Source organism: Streptomyces sp. RerS4, assembly GCF_023515955.1.
In the GTDB taxonomy this organism is placed as follows: domain Bacteria; phylum Actinomycetota; class Actinomycetes; order Streptomycetales; family Streptomycetaceae; genus Streptomyces.
Genome location: NZ_CP097322.1, coordinates 6,213,378 through 6,231,112, shown reverse-complemented (window position 1 = coordinate 6,231,112; position 17,735 = coordinate 6,213,378). Strand labels below are relative to the sequence as shown.

Sequence of the window (17,735 nt, the reverse complement as noted above, 5' to 3'; positions counted from 1 at the left end):
CGTGCGTCTCCCCCGTGTCCTACAGCCAGCTCTTGACGGTTTCGATCAGCCGGGCCGGCTCGGGGCCGACGGGCGTCACGTTGAGCATGGTGACGCCGGCCTCCCGGAAGGCCTCGACGCGCTCGCGTACGTAGCCCTCGGGCCCGCACAGGGTCATCAGTTCGCAGAACTCGTCCGGGACGGCGGCCGCCGCGTCGCGCTTGCGGCCGGAGAGGTAGAGCTCCTGGATCTTCCGGGCCTCCTCCTCGTAGCCGTAGGCGACGGCGAGGTCGTTGTAGAAGTTCTTGCCGACCGCGCCCATCCCACCCACGTACAGGGCGATCTGCGGGCGCGCGAGGTCGCGTACGGCGGCTGCGTCCTCGCCGATGGCCAGCAGGCCGCCCGCGACGGTCCGGAGCGGGCCGAGGGCGGGGTCCCGCTTCGCCGTGCCCGCCGCGAGGGACTCGCCCCACACGGCGCGGGCCTTCTCGGGGAGGAAGAGCGTGGGCAGCCACCCGTCGGCGATCTCGGCGGTCAGCGCCACGTTGGCGGGGCCGAGGGAGGCGACGTAGACGGGGATGGCCTCGCGGACCGGGCGGGTCAGCATCTTCAACGGCTTGCCGTGCCGGCCGCCCTTCTCCGGGGGCAGCGGCATGTCGGTGATGCCGTGGTGGTCGACGGTCTCGCGGCGCCAGATGCGGCGGCACAGCTCGACCGTCTCGCGGGTCCGGCCGAGCGGCTTGTCGTACGCCTTCCCGTGCCAGCCCTCGACGACCTGCGGGCCGGAGGCGCCGAGGCCGAGCAGGGCCCGGCCGCCGGAGAGCGCGTCGAGCCCGGCGGCGGTCTGCGCGATGAGGGCGGGGGTGCGGGAGTAGACGTTGAGGATGGCGGAGCCGATCTTCATCCGCTCGGTGCGCGCCGCCAGGTACCCCATGATCGTCGGGGAGTCGAAGCCCCAGGCCTCCGCGACCCAGACGGCGTCGAGGCCGGCCGTCTCCAGCGCGGCGGCCTCGTCCGCGGCCTTGCGCGGATCGCCGGCGTAGTCGAGCAGCATGGACAGTTCCATCAGGGGCCCTTCCCCGTGGTCAGGCCCGGTACGTCCCAGTCGCGGGCCACGGATGCGGTGTCGGCCCCCGGGCGGGCCGGGCCGCCGGTGACGGCGGTCGGGGTGGCGGAGAAGCGGGGGGCCGGGGCGGGTTGGGTGATGCCGCCGAAGTCGGTGAAGGTGGCGCGGGCCGCGAGGTGGGGGTGGTGCGGGGCCTCGCCCAGGGACAGGACGGGGGCGACGCAGGCGTCGCTGCCCTCGAAGACGGCCGTCCACTCGGCGCGGGTGCGGGTGCGGAAGCGGGCGGCGACGGTCTCGCGCAGTGCGCCCCAGCGGGCGAGGTCCTTGCGGGCGGGGGCCTCGTCCTCGATGCCGAGGAGTTCCACGAAGGTGTCGTAGAACTGCTGCTCCAGCGCGCCGACGGCCATGTAGAGGCCGTCGGAGGTCTCGTAGGTGCCGTAGAAGGGGCAGCCGCCGTCGAGGAGGTTGACCCCGCGCCGGTCCTGCCAGCCGCCGGCCGCGACCATGCCGTGGATCATGGCGGTGAGGTGGGCGGTGCCGTCGACGATCGCGGCGTCCACCACCTGGCCGGCGCCGCCGGGGGTGCGGGCGTGCTGGAGCGCGGCGAGCACGCCGATGACGAGGTAGAGCGAGCCGCCCGCGTAGTCCCCGACCAGGTTGGCGGGGACGGCCGGGGGTCCGTCGGGGTCGCCGATCATGCCGAGCGCGCCGGTGACGGCGATGTACGCGATGTCGTGCCCGGCGGTGTGGGCGAGCGGGCCCTCCTGACCCCAGCCGGTCATCCGGCCGTAGACGAGGCGGGGGTTGCGGGCGTGGCACTCGGCCGGGCCGACGCCGAGCCGCTCGGCGACGCCGGGGCGGAACCCCTCGATGAGTACGTCGGCCCGCTCGACGAGGTCCAGCACCAGGGCGGGGCCCTCGTCGGACTTGAGGTCGACCAGGACGGAGCGCTTGTGGCGGTTGGTGACGTCGTAGGCCGGGTCGATGGCCAGGCCGCCCCCGCCGGGGCGGTCGACGCGCACCACGTCCGCGCCGAGGTCGGCGAGGAGCATCGCGGCGAACGGGCCGGGGCCGATGCCCGCCAGCTCGACGACCCGTACGCCCGCGAGCGGGCCGGCCGCGGTCTCCTTCTCCGGCGCGGTCCCCGGCGCGCTGCCGGTCGCGTTCCCCGTCGCGTTCCCTGTCACTGCCATCGAGCCCCCAGCGCCCCTGGTGCGAGTGTGTGACACAACTGATGTAACACCAGGGATGCTAGGAACGTGTTCCATTCCGCACAAGAGCAAGCGCTTGGTCGTTTGGCGGCGGCGCGCCCTACGAGTCCGCCTCGATGCGAGCGTCGAGCACCTTCAAGTGCCGCTTGAGCGCCACGGTCCGGTAGCTCTCCTCCACCCACTCGCACAACACCTGCGCCGACGGCGCCCCCTTCTCCCCCAGCGGCACCGACACCCAGCCCGAACGGCCCAGCCCGTAGCCGGTGGGCTCGGCCCCGGGAGCGGACATCGCGTGCCCGTGCAGCGCCTCGTCCTTGAGCTTGACCGACAGGCCGGGCGGCTGTGGTCCGTCCGCGTTCCCCAGGAAGACGAAGATCTTCTTGTTCACCTTGACCACGCAGTCCTCGGGCCCCCAGGGGAACTCCTCGACCGCTTCCGGCAGCCCCAGCGCGAACTCCCGCACCGTCCGCCACTTGCGCACCGAGCTCGTCCTCGCAGCCATCACCGACGCCTCCCACTTACCGCAGGTCACACCTGATCGCACGCACCGTCGACTCACACGCTAACCTCAGCGACCGACACCAGCCGGGAGGAGCGGTCCTTGAACGAGCACGTCCGCGAACAGGTCCATGAGCGGCTCCGCGAGCAGGTCCGTGGTCACGGCCGCGAACGGGCCCACGACATCGTCCTCTTCGGCGCCACCGGGTTCGTCGGCACCCTCACCGCCGAGTACCTCGCCGTCCACGCCCCGGCCGGTTGCCGCTGGGCCCTGGCCGGCCGCGACCTCGGTCGGCTGGAGGCGCTGCGCGAGCGGCTCGCCGCCCTGAACCCCGCCTGCGCCGACCTGCCGCTGCTGCGCGCGGACGCCGGCGACGCGCGGGCGGTGCGCGACATCGCCGCCGCGACGCGCGTACTGGCCACCACGGTCGGGCCGTACATCCGGTACGGGGCCGAGGTCGTCGCCGCGTGCGCCGAGGCGGGCACCGACTACGTGGACCTCACCGGCGAGCCGGAGTTCGTCGACCGGACGTACGTGGCGCACGACGCGCGCGCCCGGGAGACGGGTGCCCGCCTCGTGCACGCCTGCGGCTTCGACTCGATCCCGGCCGACCTCGGCGCGTACTTCACGGTGGGGCAGCTGCCCGCCGGAGTACCCCTGCGGGTGGACGGGTTCATGCGCGCCGCCGCCCTCGCCTCCGGCGGAACCCTGGCCTCCGCCCTCACGGCGATGGGCCGCGGCCCGCAGACCCTGGCCGCCGCGCGGGACCGTCGGCTGCACGAGCCCCGGCTGCTCCAGCGGCGCGTACGGGGACCCGTGGGCGCCCCGCGGTTCAGCCGCGAGACGGGGACCTGGGCGCTGCCACTGCCCTCGCTGGACCCGCGGATCGTGACCCGGTCGGCGGCGGCGCTGGAGCGCTACGGGCCCGACTTCCGCTACCGGCACTACGCCTCGGTGCGCCACCTGCCCATCGCCCTGGGCGGCGCGGCGGCCGTCGGCGCGGCGGTGGCCCTGGCCCAGGTCCCGGCGGCGCGGCGGTGGCTGACGGACCGTTGGGAGCCTGGGCAGGGCCCGGACGCGGAGCGGCGCGCGCGCAGCTGGTTCACGGTCCGCTTCGTCGGCGAGGGCGGGGGCCGCCGCGTGTTCACCGAGGTGTCGGGCGGCGACCCCGGCTACGGGGAGACGGCGAAGATGCTGGCCGAGTCCGCGCTGTGCCTGGCCCACGACGCGCTGCCGGACCGCGCCGGCCAGCTGACGACGGCCGTGGCGATGGGCGGCGCCCTGCTGGACCGGCTGCGCGAGGCGGGCATCGTCTTCCGGGTGGCCGACGCCCGCTGACGCCCCTCGGCCGACCATCAGGACCTTCGCGCGGTCAGGACGCTTCGCGCAGGGCCCGTCGGCACAGGGAGTCGGAGTGCCGGGTGGTCTCGGGGATCCGGAAGCGGGGGCTCAGCGCGAGGGCGTGGGCGCAGGCGTTGTCCAGTGAGACGCGGTGGCCGACGGAGACGTAGACCGGCTTGACGCCGGCCTGCGTGCGCAGCGCCCGGCCGACGACGGCGCCGTCGGGTGCGAGGAGGGGTGCGGCGTCGCCGCGCCGGGCGCCCGGTTCCTCGTAGGTGAAGGTGAACGGGTTCTTCGCGACGCCCATGCTGGGCAGGCCGGTGACCACCCCGAGGTGGCAGGCGAGCCCGAAGCCGCGCGGGTGGGCGAGGCCGTAGCCGTCGCAGACCACGAGGTCGGGGGCCACGGTCAGGGCGTCGAGCGCGTCGAGGACGGTCGGCAGTTCACGGAAGGCCAGCAGGCCGGGCACGTAGGGGAAGCTGACGTGGCCGACGGCGGTGGACTCGGCGACGACCTCCAGTGTGGCGGCGTCGAGGACCACGGCGGCGGCCGCCACCAGGTCGCGTGCGTCGTCGTAGGCCACGTCCACGCCGGCGACGAGCCCCTGTCCGGGCGGGGGGCCCGGCTCGTCGAGTACGACGCGGCTGCGCAGTTCGTCCTGTATCGCCCGTGCCTCTGCCTCGTCGGCGGGGGTCTTCACACTCGTCATGAGGTGCGAGAGTAGCCTGGCGATCATGTTCATCATGGAGCTCACCTACACCGCGCCCGTCGAAACCGTCGAAGAACACATGGACGCGCACATCGCGTGGCTGGACGGCCACTACGCGAGCGGCGTCTTCCTCGCCTCGGGCCGCAAGGTGCCGCGCGACGGCGGCGTGATCCTGGCCGGCGGCGCCTCGCGGGCGGAGATCGAGAAGATCGCGGCCGAGGACCCGTTCACGGTGGCGGGCGTCTGCGCCTACCGGATCACGGAGTTCATCGCCACGAAGACCTCGTCGGACCTGGCATCGGTCCGCGAGAACCCCCTGGCCTGATGGTGGGGGTCCCCACGTCCTACGGGCCCGGCCGGGGCCGTGCGCGTCCGGCCGGTCCGCCTCCCGCTCCTGAAGAATCGATCGTGCAGCCGCGTACCGCCACGCCCGCGGACATACCCGAACTGATCCGGCTGCGTGCCGTCGCGCTCGCCTCGCTCGGCACCGATCCCGGTCCGGCGGACGCCGACTGGCGGAAGGTCGCCGACGGCTGGTTCCGCGAGCGCCTGACCGACCGGCCCGACGTGCACTGCCTGGTCGTCGGCGGTGCCCCGGGCGAGCCGCTGCTCGCCACCGGCATGGCCTGGGTGACGTACCACCTGCCGAACCCCGGCCGCCCCGACGGCCGTCGGGGCTACCTCGACGCCATCGTCACCGACGAGGCCGCCCGCGGCCGGGGCCACGGGCGGCGGATCGTCGACGGGCTGGTCGCCTGGTTGGAGGGCATCGGCATCCACCACGTGCAGCTGCACGCGAGTGCCGACGGCGAACCCGTCTACCGGGCCGCCGGGTTCACCACCGGCCGCTACCCCGGCATGGACCTGTTCCTCACGCCCGCGCCCTGATCAACGGCGTTCCAGCCGGGCCACGCGGCCCTTCTCGCCGGCCGCCCAGCAGGCGCCGTCGGCCGCGCAGTCGACGGTGTCGAAGGAGCCGCCGTCCAGCGCCCGCCAGGTGCGGCCCGCGTCCGTGGTCACGTCGGTGCCGGTGGGGCCGACCGCGAGGGCCGTGGAGCGCCCGTACGGGTACCAGGCCACGCCGGAGCGGTACGCGGGCGGCGGCGTGGCCGCCTGGCCCCAGGTGCGACCGGCGTCGCCGGACCGGGCGGCCGCGTGCGGCGAGGCCTGGCCGGTGCGGTAGTCGCCGCCGACCGCGAGGCCCGTCGTACGGTCGCGGAAGGCCAGCGCGAACACCCCGCGCGCCGGGTCCCCGGCCGGGAGTGTGGAGTCGGCGACGTTCCAGGTCAGGCCCCGGTCCGCCGAGTGCAGCACGCGCGCGGCCGGTCCACCGCCGGTGGCGAGCCACACGTCGCGCGGACCGGCGCCGACCAGGCACTGGCCGCTCGCCGCGAAGCCGGCCTCGCCGGGCAGCGCCTGCGGCATCCCCGTGTCCGGCAGCACGCGCCACGCGCGCCCGCCGTCGTCCGTCGCCAGGATGCGGAACCGGCCGTCGACCGGGTCGCTCATCGCGAGCCCGTGCCGGGAGTCGAAGAAGGTCAGGCAGTCGTAGAAGGCCCGCGGGTCGGGGTTGCGGAAGGTCTCGGTCCAGGTGGCGCCGCCGTCCTCGGTGCGCAGGATCCGGGAGGCCTCGCCCTCGCCGATGGACAGGGCCACCGCCCGCCGGGCGTCGAAGGCCTCGATGTCGCGCAGTTCCAGCCCCTCGGCCGCGGCGCCGGGCGGGGAGACGTCCCGCCAGCTGCGACCCCCGTCCGTGGTGCGCAGGACGGCCCCCGTGGAGCCGGCGACCCAGGCCGTGGTCCGACTGACGGCGGCCAGTCCCCGGAACCGGGCGTCCTTCCCGGTGTCCTTCAGCGCCCAGGTCGCTCCGCGTAAGGCGAACCCGTCGTCCGATGCGCCGTCGGACGCTCCGTCGGACGGCCCGTCGGACGCGGCCGGCTCCGAGGTCGAGGCGGACGCCGAGGCGGCGCCCACCGGCGCCACCGCCAACAGCAGCGCGGCGCCCAAGCCGGCCGCGCATGTGCCCATCACCGCAAGTCTCATGGCGCCGGAAGCTAACGCACCCCCCTGCCCCCGTCCAGGGCGCGGTCGCGGCCCGGACCCGACCGGCGAGCGGCGTCGTACGGTCGTCCGTCGGCCACGTGCGTCGAGGGCCGGCAACCGAGCGTGATCATGGGGCCCATGCGGCCGAACGGGTGGCGAGAGGGGGGACTTGGGCCGGTGGTGTGAGCGGTTACCGGCCGTATTGCGATCACTCCGGAACCCTCCGCGGTCACTCTCGCCCCTTGCGCCACCCGCCTTCTTCGGTCACTCTGTGCGATCAGACGGATGAGATCCGGCCAATCGGTGACACAGCTCACGTCATTCACCATGCACGGATTTGCCGATTGCGGCGTCTATCAGGTTGCCGGGTTCCACCCCACAGCCCGGCAGCAGATCCGCCGCAAGGGAGCGCGCCTTGATCACTGTCATCGAGCAGGCCGTACAGGCCCGACTGGTCGCCACCGCACCGAAGGTCGAGACCGTGCCTGTCACCCTCTGCTACGACCGCGCGGATCCCTTCGCCGTCCGCATGGCCTTCCCCGCCCTCGCCACCCTGGAGGGCGTCGAGGTGTCCTGGACCTTCGCCCGCGAGCTGCTGATGTCCGGGATCCGCACCCCGGCCGGCTGCGGCGACGTGCGCGTGCGGCCGTACGACGGAGACCGGACGACGATCGAGTTCCACGCGCCCGAGGGCGTCGCGATCGTGCTGATGATGACGGCCGACCTCCAGCGGTTCCTGGACCGGGCGGCAGCGATCGTGGCGCCGGGGCTGGAGCACCGCTACCTCGACATGGACCACAGCCTCGCCGAGCTGATGCGCCGCCCGAACTGACCCGCGCTCCCCCACCCCGCCGGAATATTCGTTTGCGGGCGGCTCCGGCCGCCCCGTAATTTCGACAGCGCCCCATCGCCGTCGAAACGGAGCAGGACGTTGCTCTTCTGAGGTCCGAGACACCGACCACCACCCCATTCCCGTGACAGTCGGCTGTCTCCCCCGCGTTGCACGCACCACTCAAGCAACCTGGAGGCCTCCATGAGTCATGCCCCTGTTTTCGCCACCTGCTCCGCCCTGTCCTTCGACTGGCCCGACGGCACCGCCGTCTTCGAGGACTTCCACCTGACCGTCGGCCCCGGTCGAACCGGCCTCATCGGGCTCAACGGCTCTGGGAAATCAACCCTGTTGAAACTCCTGGCCGGTGAACTGACCCCGACCGACGGGCAGGTGTCCGTGGCGGGCACCATCGGCTACCTGCCGCAGACCGTCACCTTCGACACCGCCCTGCGGGTCGACGAGGCGCTCGACATCCGGGCCACCCGCGCCGCCCTGCACGCCATCGAGGCGGGCGAGGCCACCGAGGCGAACTTCGCCGCCGTCGGCGACGACTGGGACGTCGAGGAACGCGCGCGGGCCACGCTCGATCAGCTCGGGCTCACCGGCATCGGCCTGGACCGCACGGTCGGTGAACTGTCGGGCGGCGAGTGCGTCCTGCTGCGGCTGGCGGCCCTGCTGCTCGCCCGTCCGGACGTGCTCCTGCTCGACGAACCCACCAACAACCTGGACCTACGGGCCCGACGCCGGCTGTACGCGGCGGTCGAGTCCTGGTCCGGGGTGATGGTCCTGGTCAGTCACGACCGCGAGCTGTTGGAGCGGGTCGACCAGATCGCCGACCTGCGCGACGGTGAACTCCGCTGGTACGGCGGCAACTTCACGCGGTACGAGGAGCTGCTCGCCACCGAGCAGGAGTCGGCCGAGCGGATGGTCCGGGTCGCCGAGGCCGACGTACAGCGCCAGAAGCGCGAACTGGCCGAAGCGCAGGTCAAGTTGGCGCGGCGCAAGCGGTACGGGCAGAAGATGTACGAGAACAAGCGCGAGCCGAAGATCGTCATGGGTGCCCGCAAACGCGCCGCCCAGGAGTCGGCGGGCAAGCACCGCACCCTGCACGCCGGGAAGCTCGCGGGCGCCCGCGAGCGGCTGGACCAGGCGGTGGAGGCGGTACGCGACGACGACACGATCCGGATCCAACTGCCGGCCACGCAGGTCCCGCCGGGTCGCCGGGTCCTGACCCTGAGCGACGTGCGCCTGGCCCACGGGGCCCGGGTGGCGGGCGAGTGGGAGCTGCGCGGCCCGGAGCGGATCGCCCTGGTCGGCGGCAACGGGTCGGGGAAGACGACCCTGCTGAGGACGATCGCCGGGGCGCTCGCCCCCGGGTCCGGGGAGGTGCTGAGGCACGTACCGACGCGTTTGCTGCCCCAGCGGATCGACGTCCTGGACGACGAGCTGTCGGTGGCGGCGAACGTGGCCCGCTTCGCCCCGCACGCCACCGACAACCAGATCCGGGCGCGGCTCGCGCACTTCCTGTTCCGGGGCGGCCGCGCGGACCGGGCGGCCGGCACCCTGTCGGGCGGTGAACGGTTCCGGGCGGCGCTCGCCGCGCTGCTGCTGGCCGAGCCGGCTCCGCAGCTGCTGATGCTGGACGAGCCGACGAACAACCTGGACCTGGCGAGCGTCGGGCAGCTGACCGGCGCGCTGGAGTCGTACGAGGGCGCACTGCTGGTCGCCAGTCACGACGTGCCGTTCCTGGAGTCGATCGGGATCACGCGCTGGCTGCTGCTGGACGGCGAGCTGCGGGACACCACGGCGGAGGAGGTCAGGCGGTCGCGCCGCCGCGACTGAGCACGACCCGGCCGGGCACGGGCGGCCGGGATCCGGAATCCGGATCCCGGCCGTCAAGGCGGGAACCGCGGACCACCTTCCGGCGTGATTCTCGCCCCCCTTTGCCCCTTCGGCGACCCCTCAAACTGCATAGATAACCGGATGTAACCGGGCATAGGTACGGGCGGGGCTTGGCTGGCCTTGATGTCGCGCTTAACCTACGACTCCGTAGGCTACGGAACCGTAGGTAATTCGCTTTGTCCCCAGGAGCACCCGTGACGATCACCTCTCCCCACCTCGGCAGCTCGCAGGCGTGGACCGACGCCAAGCTGCTGTACGCGCTGGAAGAGGTGGTCGAAAAAGAGCTCAACCGCCACCTGAAGGTCACCAAGGACTGGATGCCGCACGAGTACGTCCCGTGGAGCGACGGCCGGAACTTCCCCGGCTTCTTCGAGGACGGCGAGGCCTGGGATCCCCAGCAGTCCAAGGTCACGGACATCGGCAAGATCGCGCTCGTGGTCAACCTGCTGACCGAGGACAACCTCCCCAGCTACCACCACGAGATCGCGACGCTTTTCGGCCGCAACGGCGCCTGGGGCACCTGGGTGCACCGCTGGACCGCCGAGGAGGGCCGGCACGGCATCGTGATGCGCGACTACCTGCTGGCCTCGCGCGCCGTGGACCCGGACAAGCTGGAAGCGTTCCGGATGCAGCACATGTCGGAGGGCTTCGAGTCCGACAACAGCCACTCGATGCTGCACTCGGTGGCGTACGTGGCCTTCCAGGAGCTCGCGACCCGCATCTCGCACCGCAACACCGGCCACCAGTCCGGTGACCCGGTCTGCGACCGGATGCTGGCCCGCATCGCGCAGGACGAGAACCTGCACATGATCTTCTACCGCAACCTGCTGGGCGCGGCCTTCGAGATCGCCCCGGACCTGACGATGCAGGCCGTGCGCGACGTGGTCGTGAACTTCCGGATGCCCGGTCACGGCATGCCCGGCTTCGAGCGGATGGCCGCGCAGATGGCGATCGGCGGGGTCTACAACCTGCGGATCCACCACGACGACGTGCTGAGCCCCGTGATCCGCTTCCTGAAGATCATGGACATCGACGGTCTGGGCCCGGAGGGCCAAAAGGCCCAGGAGGAGCTGGGGCTGTTCATGAACGGCCTGGACGCCGAGGCCGCCAAGTTCGACGAGCGCCTTGCGGCCCGCGCCGCCCGCCTCGCCGCCCGCAAGGCCTGACGACCCGCGCTGACGACCCCGCGCTGACGACCCCGCGCTGACGACCCCGCGCTGACGACCCCGCGCGCCCCCCGGCCGGAGCCCCGCTCCGGCCGGGGGGCGGCGCGCGTCAGCCCCTTACGGTCTCCGGCCGCAGGGCGCGCCGCTCGGACTCCGAGAGCCCGCCCCACACCCCGAAGCGCTCGTCGTTCGCGAGCGCGTACTCCAGGCAGGCCGCCCGCCCCTCGCACGCCCCGCACAGCCGCTTCGCGTCCGTGAGCGAGGAGCCCGGCTCCGGGAAGAAGAAGCTGGGCCCCGTCTGCGCGCACAGGGCGAGGTCGTACCAGGCGGGGGCGGTGGTCATGTTCATCGACATGCGCCGATCCTGACCCGCCGGGATGGACGTCCGATCAACACCCGATCAACACGAGCGCGCAAGCCGTGCGCCCCGGCCGTGCAGCCCGGCCGCCTGCCGGCGGTCAGTCCTTGTGCTTCGCGCGGCTGGGTTGGACGCGTTTGGGTTCGCCCGGCATTTTGGGGTAGTCCGGGGGGTAGGGCATGTCGCCGAGGCCGTGGTCGTGTTCGTCGCGGTCCGCCCGTTCCAGTACCGGCTCCAGGCTGAAGGCATGATCGTCCATGTCGGCGTGCAGGTCGCCCACCTCGGCGTAGCGGGCCGGCATCGTCACGATGTCGAAATCGCGCGGCTCCACCTCGCCCACCTCCTCCCACCGCAGCGGCGCCGAGACCGGGGCGTGGGGGCGCGGGCGGACGGAGTAGGCCGAGGCGATGGTCCGGTCGCGGGCGGTCTGGTTGTAGTCGACGAAGATCCGCTCGCCGCGCTCCTCCTTCCACCAGGCGGTGGTGACCTTGCCGGGCATGCGTCGCTCCAGCTCCCGGCCCAGGGCGATCGCACAGCGGCGGACCTCGGCGAACGTCCAGCGCGGCTCGATCGGCACGAACACGTGCAGGCCCCGCCCGCCGGAGGTCTTGGGCCAGCCCCGCAACCCCAGTTCCTCCAGCAGGCCGCGCAGTTCGTGGGCGGCGGCCACCGCGTGGTGGTAGTCGGTGCCCGGTTGCGGGTCCAGGTCGATGCGCAGCTCGTCGGGTCGGTCGGTGTCCTCGCGCCGTACCGGCCAGGGGTGGAAGGTGAGGCAGCCGAGGTTCGCGGCCCACAGGACGGCGGCCGGCTCGGTCGGGCAGATCTCGTCGGCCGTGCGGCCGCTGGGGAAGGCGATGTGCGCGGTCGGGATCCAGTCGGGCAGGTTCTTCGGGGCCCGTTTCTGGAAGAAGGACTCGCCCTCCACCCCCTCCGGGAACCGCTCCAGGGTCGTGGGCCGGTCGCGCAGGGCGCGGGTGATCCCGTCCGCGACGGCGAGGTAGTACTCGGCGACGTCCCTCTTGGTGAGGCCCCGCTCCGGAAAGTAGATCTTGTCCGGGCTGGACAGCCGTACCGTCCGCCCGCCGGCTTCGAGCTCGATCGCACCACCCGCAGCACCCATGTGCGCCACGGTAGGCGGGCCCGGCCGGGTGCGCACACCGGGCGCGTCCGGACGCGGCACCGCAGAATCCAGGTATGGATCTGCCGGTGATGCCCCCCGTGAAGCCGATGCTCGCCAAGTCCGTGGCGAAGATCCCGCCGGGGATGCAGTACGAGGCCAAGTGGGACGGCTTCCGGGCGATCGTGCACCGCGACGGTGACGAGATCGAGATCGGCAGCCGTACGGGCAAGAGCCTCGCCCGGTACTTTCCCGAGCTGGCGGATGCCCTGAAGGCGAACCTGCCGGCCCGCTGCGTGGTGGACGGCGAGGTCGTGATCGTCCACGACGGGCGTCTCGACTTCGACCGGCTCACCGAGCGGATCCACCCGGCCGCCTCCCGCGTGAAGCTGCTGGCGCGGACCACCCCCGCTTCCTTCATCGTCTTCGACCTGCTCGCCCTCGGTGACGAAGCCCTCCTCGACACTTCGCTCGACGAGCGCCGCGAGCTGCTCGTCCATGCCTTGTCCACCGCACGGCCCCCCGTCCATCTCGCGCCCGCGACCACCGACCTCGCGCTCGCGCGCCAGTGGTTCGAGCAGTTCGAGGGCGCCGGGCTGGACGGGGTGATCGCGAAGCCCCTCGACCTCCCCTACCGGCCCGATGCCCGACTCATGTTCAAGATCAAGCACGAGCGTACGGCCGACGTCGTCGTCGCGGGTTTCCGTTTCCACAAGAGCGGTCCGATTGTCGGATCGCTCCTCCTCGGGCTGTACGACACCCACGGCGCGCTCCAGCACGTCGGCGTCTGCGCCGCCTTCACCGCGAAGCGCCGGGCCGAACTGGTCGAGGAACTCGCCCCGCTGCGCATGCCCGACGCCGCCGGCCACCCCTGGGCCGCCTGGGCCGAGGAGGCCGCGCACGAGAGCGCCCGCCTCCCCGGCGCACAGAGCCGCTGGACGGGCAAGAAGGACCTGTCCTGGGTGCCCCTGCGCCCCGAGCGGGTCTGCGAGGTGCGCTACGACCACATGGAGGGCGACCGCTTCCGCCACACCGCCCAGTTCGCCCGCTGGCGCCCCGACCGCACCCCCGAGAGCTGCACCTACGCCCAACTGGAGGAAGTGGTCGGCTACGACCTGGGCGAGGTGCTCGGCACACCCACCCCGTGACCCCGCCCGGCGCCGCCGCCGGTACGGTGCCGCTCGACGGTGCCCGGCCGGCAGCCGGCCCGCGCCAACCGATGCTCGGAGCCGCCCCGGCGCCCGGCCGCGCCCACGCGGTACGCCGCCGGCCGAAGAGCCCGCGCGCACCACCCCCGACCGAGGCCCGCACAACCATCCGATATCCGTGCACACATCCGGCACATCAGGGAGGGTCGTGCCCGACGGCTCCCGTGTGACACATGATGTGGGCCATGACCGACACGAACGACACCCCCGACGCCACCACCCCCCACCCCCGCGAACGCGCCGTCCCCCAGCCGAACGCCGTCGTCGGCGTCGGGCTGATCGTCCTGGCGGCCGACGGCCGACTCCTGCTCGGCCAGGCGCACGACGGCCGTTGGGAACTGCCCGGCGGCAAGGTGGACCCGGGTGAGGGCTTCGAGGCGGCAGCCGCCCGTGAACTCGCCGAGGAGACGTCACTGCGGGCCGACCCGCGCGACATCGCGGTGCTCGCCGTGCAGATCGACGCCGCCGCGCCCCTGACCCGCCTGACGGCCGCCGCGCTCACCCGCTCCGCCTCGGGCACGCCCACCGTCACCGAGCCCCACAAGATCTCCCGCTGGCGGTGGTTCGCCCCGACGGAGATCCCGGCGGAGCTCTACGCGCCTTCGGCGGCCGTCCTGCGCGCGTGGCGGCCCGACCTCACGGCGTTGCCGCACGTGCCCTCGTACGACTACCCGAGCGCGGGCGCCTGACCGCTGCCGGACGGGCCCTCAGAGCCGCCCGACGCGCACCGGCGCGAAGTTGCCCTCCCGCAGGTCCTCCGCCAGCAGCCGCTTGGCGATCGCGTCCGCCGCCACCCGCAGTTCGGCGCTGCGCGGGCGCCCCCGGTCCTGCTCCAGCCGGTCGCCGAGCCAGCGCGCCCACGCCGCCGAGATGACGTCGGCCTCCCGCTGCCCGGCCTCGGTGAGCGAGAAGAATCCGTTCTGCCGCGTCAGGTACCCCTCCTCCGCCATGCGGTCGAACACCGGCAGGAGCACCTCCGGCGGCACAGACCGCCGCGCGGCCACCATGCCCAGGCCCGCGTGGCCGACCGTCCGGGTCAGCAGGTCCACCTGCATGACCGCCCACGCGCCGGCGATGTCCAGCCGTGTGTCGGAGCCGTTCACGATGGCGCGGGCGGTGTCCGGCCCCATGTTCCGCACCAGCTTGCCGACCGCGAGCTCCAGCAGCTTCGCCGAGTCCCCGGAGGCCGTGGCCGGCGAGGCGAACCCGTCGCCCATGTCCGTGGAGCCGGCCCGCGCGGAGTCCCGCAGCCGGACCTGCTTGAGGAACAGCGCGACGACGAAGCCGATCACCGCCACCGGCACCGTCCACAGGAACACCGTCTGGAGGGTGTCCGCGTACGCGCCGATCACCGGGGCGGCGGCGGCCGGTTCCAGGCCGCGCACCCCCTGCGGGCTCTGCGCCGCCGCGCCCAGCGACGCCGGGTCCGCCCCGGTGGTCCGGGCGGCGTCGGCGACGGCCGTCGTCAGCGTCGGCCCGAGGGTGTTGGCGTAGATGGTCCCGAAGACCGCGGTGCCGAAGGAGCTGCCGAGCGTACGGAAGAAGGTCACGCCGGAGGTGGCGGTGCCGAGGTCCGCGTAGTCCACGGTGTTCTGTACGGCGATGGTCAGCACCTGCATGCACAGGCCGATGCCGACACCGAGGACGAACATGTACAGCGATTCCAGCCAGGCGTCGGTCCCCGGTCCCATCAGGGACAGCAGGTACAGCCCGGCTCCCATCACCGCGCAGCCGACGATCGGGAAGATCCGGTACCGGCCCGTCTTGCTGGTGACGTTGCCGCTGAAGACGGAGGCGATCAGCAGGCCGATGACCATCGGCAGCGTTCGGACGCCCGAGACGGTGGCCGAATCCCCGTCCACGTACTGGAGGTAGGTCGGCAGGAAGGTCAACGCGCCGAGCATCGCGAAGCCGACGACGAAGCTCAGCACCGAGCAGACGGTGAAGACCGGGTTGCGGAACAATCGCATCGGCAGCATCGGTTCCGCGGCCCGCACCTCCGCGAGGCAGAAGAGCCCCAGCGCCACGGCGCCGCCCGCGAACAGGCCGATGATCACGGCGGAGTTCCAGGCGTATTCGTTGCCGCCCCAGCTCGTGGCGAGGATGAGCGCGCTCGAACCGATCGCCACCAGCGCGATGCCCAGGTAGTCGATGACCGGCCGCCCGACGGTCCGCACCGCGGGGATCGTGCGCGCCGCCGCGATGACGACGAGGATCGCGATGGGGACGTTGACGTAGAAGCACCAACGCCAGGTCAGGTGGTCGGTGAACAGGCCGCCCAGCAGGGGGCCGATGACGGTCGAGACGCCGAAGACGGCGCCGATCGCGCCCTGGTACGTGCCCCTTTCGCGCAGCGGCACCACATCGGCGATCAGCGCCATGGCGGTGACCATCAGACCGCCGGCACCGATGCCCTGCACGCCCCGCCACAGGATGAGCAGGGTCATGTTGCCCGCGAGACCGCACAGGAAGGAGCCGGTGATGAAGACGACCGCCGAGATCTGGAAGATGAGCTTGCGGCCGAACATGTCGCCGAACTTGCCCACGAGCACGGTCGCGACGGTCTCCGCGAGCAGGTAGGACGTGACCACCCACGACATGTGGTCGCCGCCGCCGAGATCGGCCACGATCGTGGGCAGCGCCGTGCCGACGATCGTCTGGTCGAGCGCGGCCAGCAGCACGCCCAGCATGATCGTCCCGAAGATGACGTTGCGCGTCCGCCGGTCCGGCAGGGGCGGCGCCGCGAGGGGGACGGCGGGGGCAGTGGTCACATCTCGCACTCTCACAGCGCCCCCGCCCCCGCGCATCCGGCACAGGGCCGTACGGGTGGCACCCGCGCGGTATCAGCGCAGGTAGGCCAGGCCCGGGTGCTCCGTCGCGTACGCGTCCAGCAGGCGTCGGGCCACCGCGACCGAGTCCACCAGCGGGTGCAGCGCGAAGGCCTTGACGGCGTCGGCCCGCGCGCCGCTCGCGGCGGCGGCGAGGACCTCCCGCTCGACCGCCTTGACCGAGGTCACCAGGCCCACCGCGTGCAGCGGCAACGGGTCCACGGCCACCGGGTGCGCGCCGTTCGCGTCGACCAGGCAGGGCACCTCGATCACCGCGTGCGCGTCGAGCACCGACAGGGTGGCGCGGTTGCGGACGTTGAGGATCAGGGTGGCGCGTTCGTCGCGGGCGATGGCCCGCATCAGCGCGAGCGCGACCCGCTCGTACCCGCCGGACTCCAGGTCACTCTCCTCGCGCTCGCCGACCCCCGCCACCTCACGGTTCTCGGCCATGTACGTGGCCTCGCGCTCGGCCCGGGTCCGGTCCCAGGCGGCCAGCGCCGCCCCGGCGCCCTGCCCGGGGCGGCCGGCCTCGGCGTAGAAGCCGCGCTGCTGGTCGCGCAGGAAGGCGCCGCGGGTCTGCTTGACCTCCTGGTACGCCCGTACCGTGTCACGGTTGAAGTAGTAGTAGTGGAGGTACTCGTTCGGGACGGCGCCCAGCGAGCGCAGCCACTCGGCGCCGAAGAGCCGGCCCTCCTCGAAGGACTCCAGCGCCTCGGGATCGGCCAGCAGTCGGGGCAGTTCGTCGCGCCCGCCGACGCGCAGGCCCCGTACCCAGCCGAGGTGGTTGAGGCCGACGTAGTCGATCCAGGCCTCTTCGGGCCGCGCGCCGAGCAGGCGGGCGATCCGGCGGCCGAGGCCGACCGGGGAGTCGCAGATGCCGATGACCCGGTCCCCGAGTTCCTCGGCCATCGCCTCGGTGACCACGCCGGCCGGGTTCGTGAAGTTGATGACCCACGCCTCGGGCGCGATACGGGCGATCCTGCGGGCCAGCGCGCGCACCACCGGCACCGTCCGCAGGCCGTACGCGATCCCGCCCGCACCGACCGTCTCCTGGCCGAGGACCCCCTCGGCCAGGGCGATCCGTTCGTCGGCGGCGCGGCCCTCCAGGCCTCCGACGCGGATGGCGGAGAAGACGAAGTCGGCGCCGCGCAGGGCCTCGTCCAGGTCCCCGGTGGCGGTGACCTCGGGCGCGTCCTTCGCCCCGACGGCCGCGGCCTGGTCCGCGAGGACCCGGGCCATGGCGGTGAGCCGGCCGGGGTCCTCGTCGTAGAGCGTCACGTGGGACACCCGCCCCTCGGCGTGATCGCCGAGGAGTGCCCCGTAGACGAGCGGGACGCGGAATCCGCCCCCGCCGAGGATGGTCAACCGCACGCCCCTACCGCCCTTCGCCGTCACGAACGGTGCCCCGGGCCCGCCGGCCGGGAGCTCCGCCCCGGCTCGACCCCGCCCGGCGCGCCGATCCGCACCCCGCCCGCT

At 73.1% G+C, this 17,735-nt stretch carries 17 protein-coding genes and 1 pseudogene; 9 read left to right on the top strand and 9 right to left on the bottom strand.

What is annotated here, in order from left to right:
- Positions 1–19: 19 nt before the first annotated feature.
- From M4D82_RS28005 to M4D82_RS27995, 3 genes are all read right to left on the bottom strand, one after another.
- On the bottom strand, positions 20–1,045 hold the full coding sequence (locus tag M4D82_RS28005) for an LLM class F420-dependent oxidoreductase (protein ID WP_249768996.1): 1,026 nt from the start codon (positions 1,043–1,045) through the stop codon (positions 20–22).
- Positions 1,045–2,238, bottom strand: a complete 1,194-nt coding sequence (locus tag M4D82_RS28000; RefSeq protein WP_249768994.1) for a CaiB/BaiF CoA transferase family protein — start codon at positions 2,236–2,238, stop codon at positions 1,045–1,047. The genes M4D82_RS28005 and M4D82_RS28000 overlap by 1 nt, the downstream gene beginning before the upstream one ends.
- A 118-nt stretch (positions 2,239–2,356) precedes the next feature.
- Positions 2,357–2,758 (bottom strand): MmcQ/YjbR family DNA-binding protein, encoded by a 402-nt coding sequence (locus M4D82_RS27995; protein ID WP_249768992.1) that lies wholly within the window; start codon positions 2,756–2,758, stop codon positions 2,357–2,359.
- Between the two features lie 180 nt (positions 2,759–2,938).
- Between M4D82_RS27995 and M4D82_RS27990 the strand changes: the two genes are divergently transcribed.
- Complete coding sequence (locus M4D82_RS27990; RefSeq protein WP_249772220.1) at positions 2,939–4,093, top strand: saccharopine dehydrogenase family protein; 1,155 nt, start codon at positions 2,939–2,941, stop codon at positions 4,091–4,093.
- A 34-nt stretch (positions 4,094–4,127) separates the two neighbouring features.
- Here M4D82_RS27990 and M4D82_RS27985 read toward each other — a convergent pair whose 3' ends face one another.
- Positions 4,128–4,805 (bottom strand): endonuclease V, encoded by a 678-nt coding sequence (locus M4D82_RS27985; RefSeq protein ID WP_249768990.1) that lies wholly within the window; start codon positions 4,803–4,805, stop codon positions 4,128–4,130.
- Positions 4,806–4,830: 25 nt separating this feature from the next.
- Between M4D82_RS27985 and M4D82_RS27980 the strand changes: the two genes are divergently transcribed.
- Positions 4,831–5,130, top strand: a complete 300-nt coding sequence (locus M4D82_RS27980) for a YciI family protein (protein ID WP_249768988.1) — start codon at positions 4,831–4,833, stop codon at positions 5,128–5,130.
- 83 nt (positions 5,131–5,213) lie between these two features.
- Positions 5,214–5,693: a GNAT family N-acetyltransferase gene (locus M4D82_RS27975; protein WP_249768968.1), complete on the top strand. Its 480-nt coding sequence runs from the start codon at positions 5,214–5,216 to the stop codon at positions 5,691–5,693.
- Here the strand turns inward: M4D82_RS27975 and M4D82_RS27970 are convergent, their stop codons facing one another.
- Positions 5,694–6,833 (bottom strand): WD40/YVTN/BNR-like repeat-containing protein, encoded by a 1,140-nt coding sequence (locus M4D82_RS27970; protein ID WP_249768966.1) that lies wholly within the window; start codon positions 6,831–6,833, stop codon positions 5,694–5,696. It lies immediately after the preceding gene.
- A gap of 430 nt (positions 6,834–7,263) precedes the next feature.
- On the opposite strand from M4D82_RS27970, the gene ssgD reads away from it, so the two are divergent.
- From ssgD to M4D82_RS27955, 4 genes and pseudogenes are all read left to right on the top strand, one after another.
- The gene (ssgD, locus tag M4D82_RS27965; RefSeq protein WP_249768964.1) at positions 7,264–7,680 is read left to right on the top strand and encodes a spore wall synthesis regulator SsgD; all 417 of its coding nucleotides are present in this window, start codon (positions 7,264–7,266) and stop codon (positions 7,678–7,680) included.
- A gap of 201 nt (positions 7,681–7,881) precedes the next feature.
- Positions 7,882–8,481: pseudogene (locus tag M4D82_RS34665) on the top strand (ATP-binding cassette domain-containing protein); the annotation flags it as partial.
- Entirely contained in the window at positions 8,461–9,522 is a 1,062-nt protein-coding gene (locus M4D82_RS34660) for an ATP-binding cassette domain-containing protein (protein WP_502989097.1), read from the top strand. The pseudogene M4D82_RS34665 and the gene M4D82_RS34660, both read left to right, overlap by 21 nt.
- A gap of 254 nt (positions 9,523–9,776) precedes the next feature.
- A complete protein-coding gene (locus M4D82_RS27955) occupies positions 9,777–10,748 on the top strand; it encodes an acyl-ACP desaturase (protein WP_249768960.1) in 972 nt (323 codons plus the stop codon).
- A 109-nt stretch (positions 10,749–10,857) separates the two neighbouring features.
- Here the strand turns inward: M4D82_RS27955 and M4D82_RS27950 are convergent, their stop codons facing one another.
- Together M4D82_RS27950 and ligD are read right to left on the bottom strand one after the other, a co-directional pair.
- Positions 10,858–11,103, bottom strand: a complete 246-nt coding sequence (locus M4D82_RS27950; RefSeq protein ID WP_249768949.1) for a WhiB family transcriptional regulator — start codon at positions 11,101–11,103, stop codon at positions 10,858–10,860.
- Positions 11,104–11,206: 103 nt separating this feature from the next.
- Positions 11,207–12,226 carry a non-homologous end-joining DNA ligase gene (ligD, locus tag M4D82_RS27945; RefSeq protein WP_249768947.1) on the bottom strand — a complete coding sequence of 340 codons (1,020 nt, stop codon included), beginning with the start codon at positions 12,224–12,226 and terminating at the stop codon, positions 11,207–11,209.
- A gap of 74 nt (positions 12,227–12,300) precedes the next feature.
- Between ligD and M4D82_RS27940 the strand changes: the two genes are divergently transcribed.
- Complete coding sequence (locus tag M4D82_RS27940) at positions 12,301–13,371, top strand: ATP-dependent DNA ligase (RefSeq protein WP_249768944.1); 1,071 nt, start codon at positions 12,301–12,303, stop codon at positions 13,369–13,371.
- 245 nt (positions 13,372–13,616) lie between these two features.
- Positions 13,617–14,120 carry an NUDIX domain-containing protein gene (locus M4D82_RS27935; protein WP_249768942.1) on the top strand — a complete coding sequence of 168 codons (504 nt, stop codon included), beginning with the start codon at positions 13,617–13,619 and terminating at the stop codon, positions 14,118–14,120.
- Between the two features lie 18 nt (positions 14,121–14,138).
- Here M4D82_RS27935 and M4D82_RS27930 read toward each other — a convergent pair whose 3' ends face one another.
- Both M4D82_RS27930 and M4D82_RS27925 read right to left on the bottom strand, forming a co-directional pair.
- Positions 14,139–16,238, bottom strand: coding sequence for an MDR family MFS transporter (locus tag M4D82_RS27930; protein WP_249768940.1), 2,100 nt, complete (start codon positions 16,236–16,238; stop codon positions 14,139–14,141).
- Positions 16,239–16,274: 36 nt separating this feature from the next.
- The gene (locus tag M4D82_RS27925; RefSeq protein WP_249768939.1) at positions 16,275–17,630 is read right to left on the bottom strand and encodes a 6-phospho-beta-glucosidase; all 1,356 of its coding nucleotides are present in this window, start codon (positions 17,628–17,630) and stop codon (positions 16,275–16,277) included.
- Positions 17,631–17,735 lie beyond the last annotated feature (105 nt).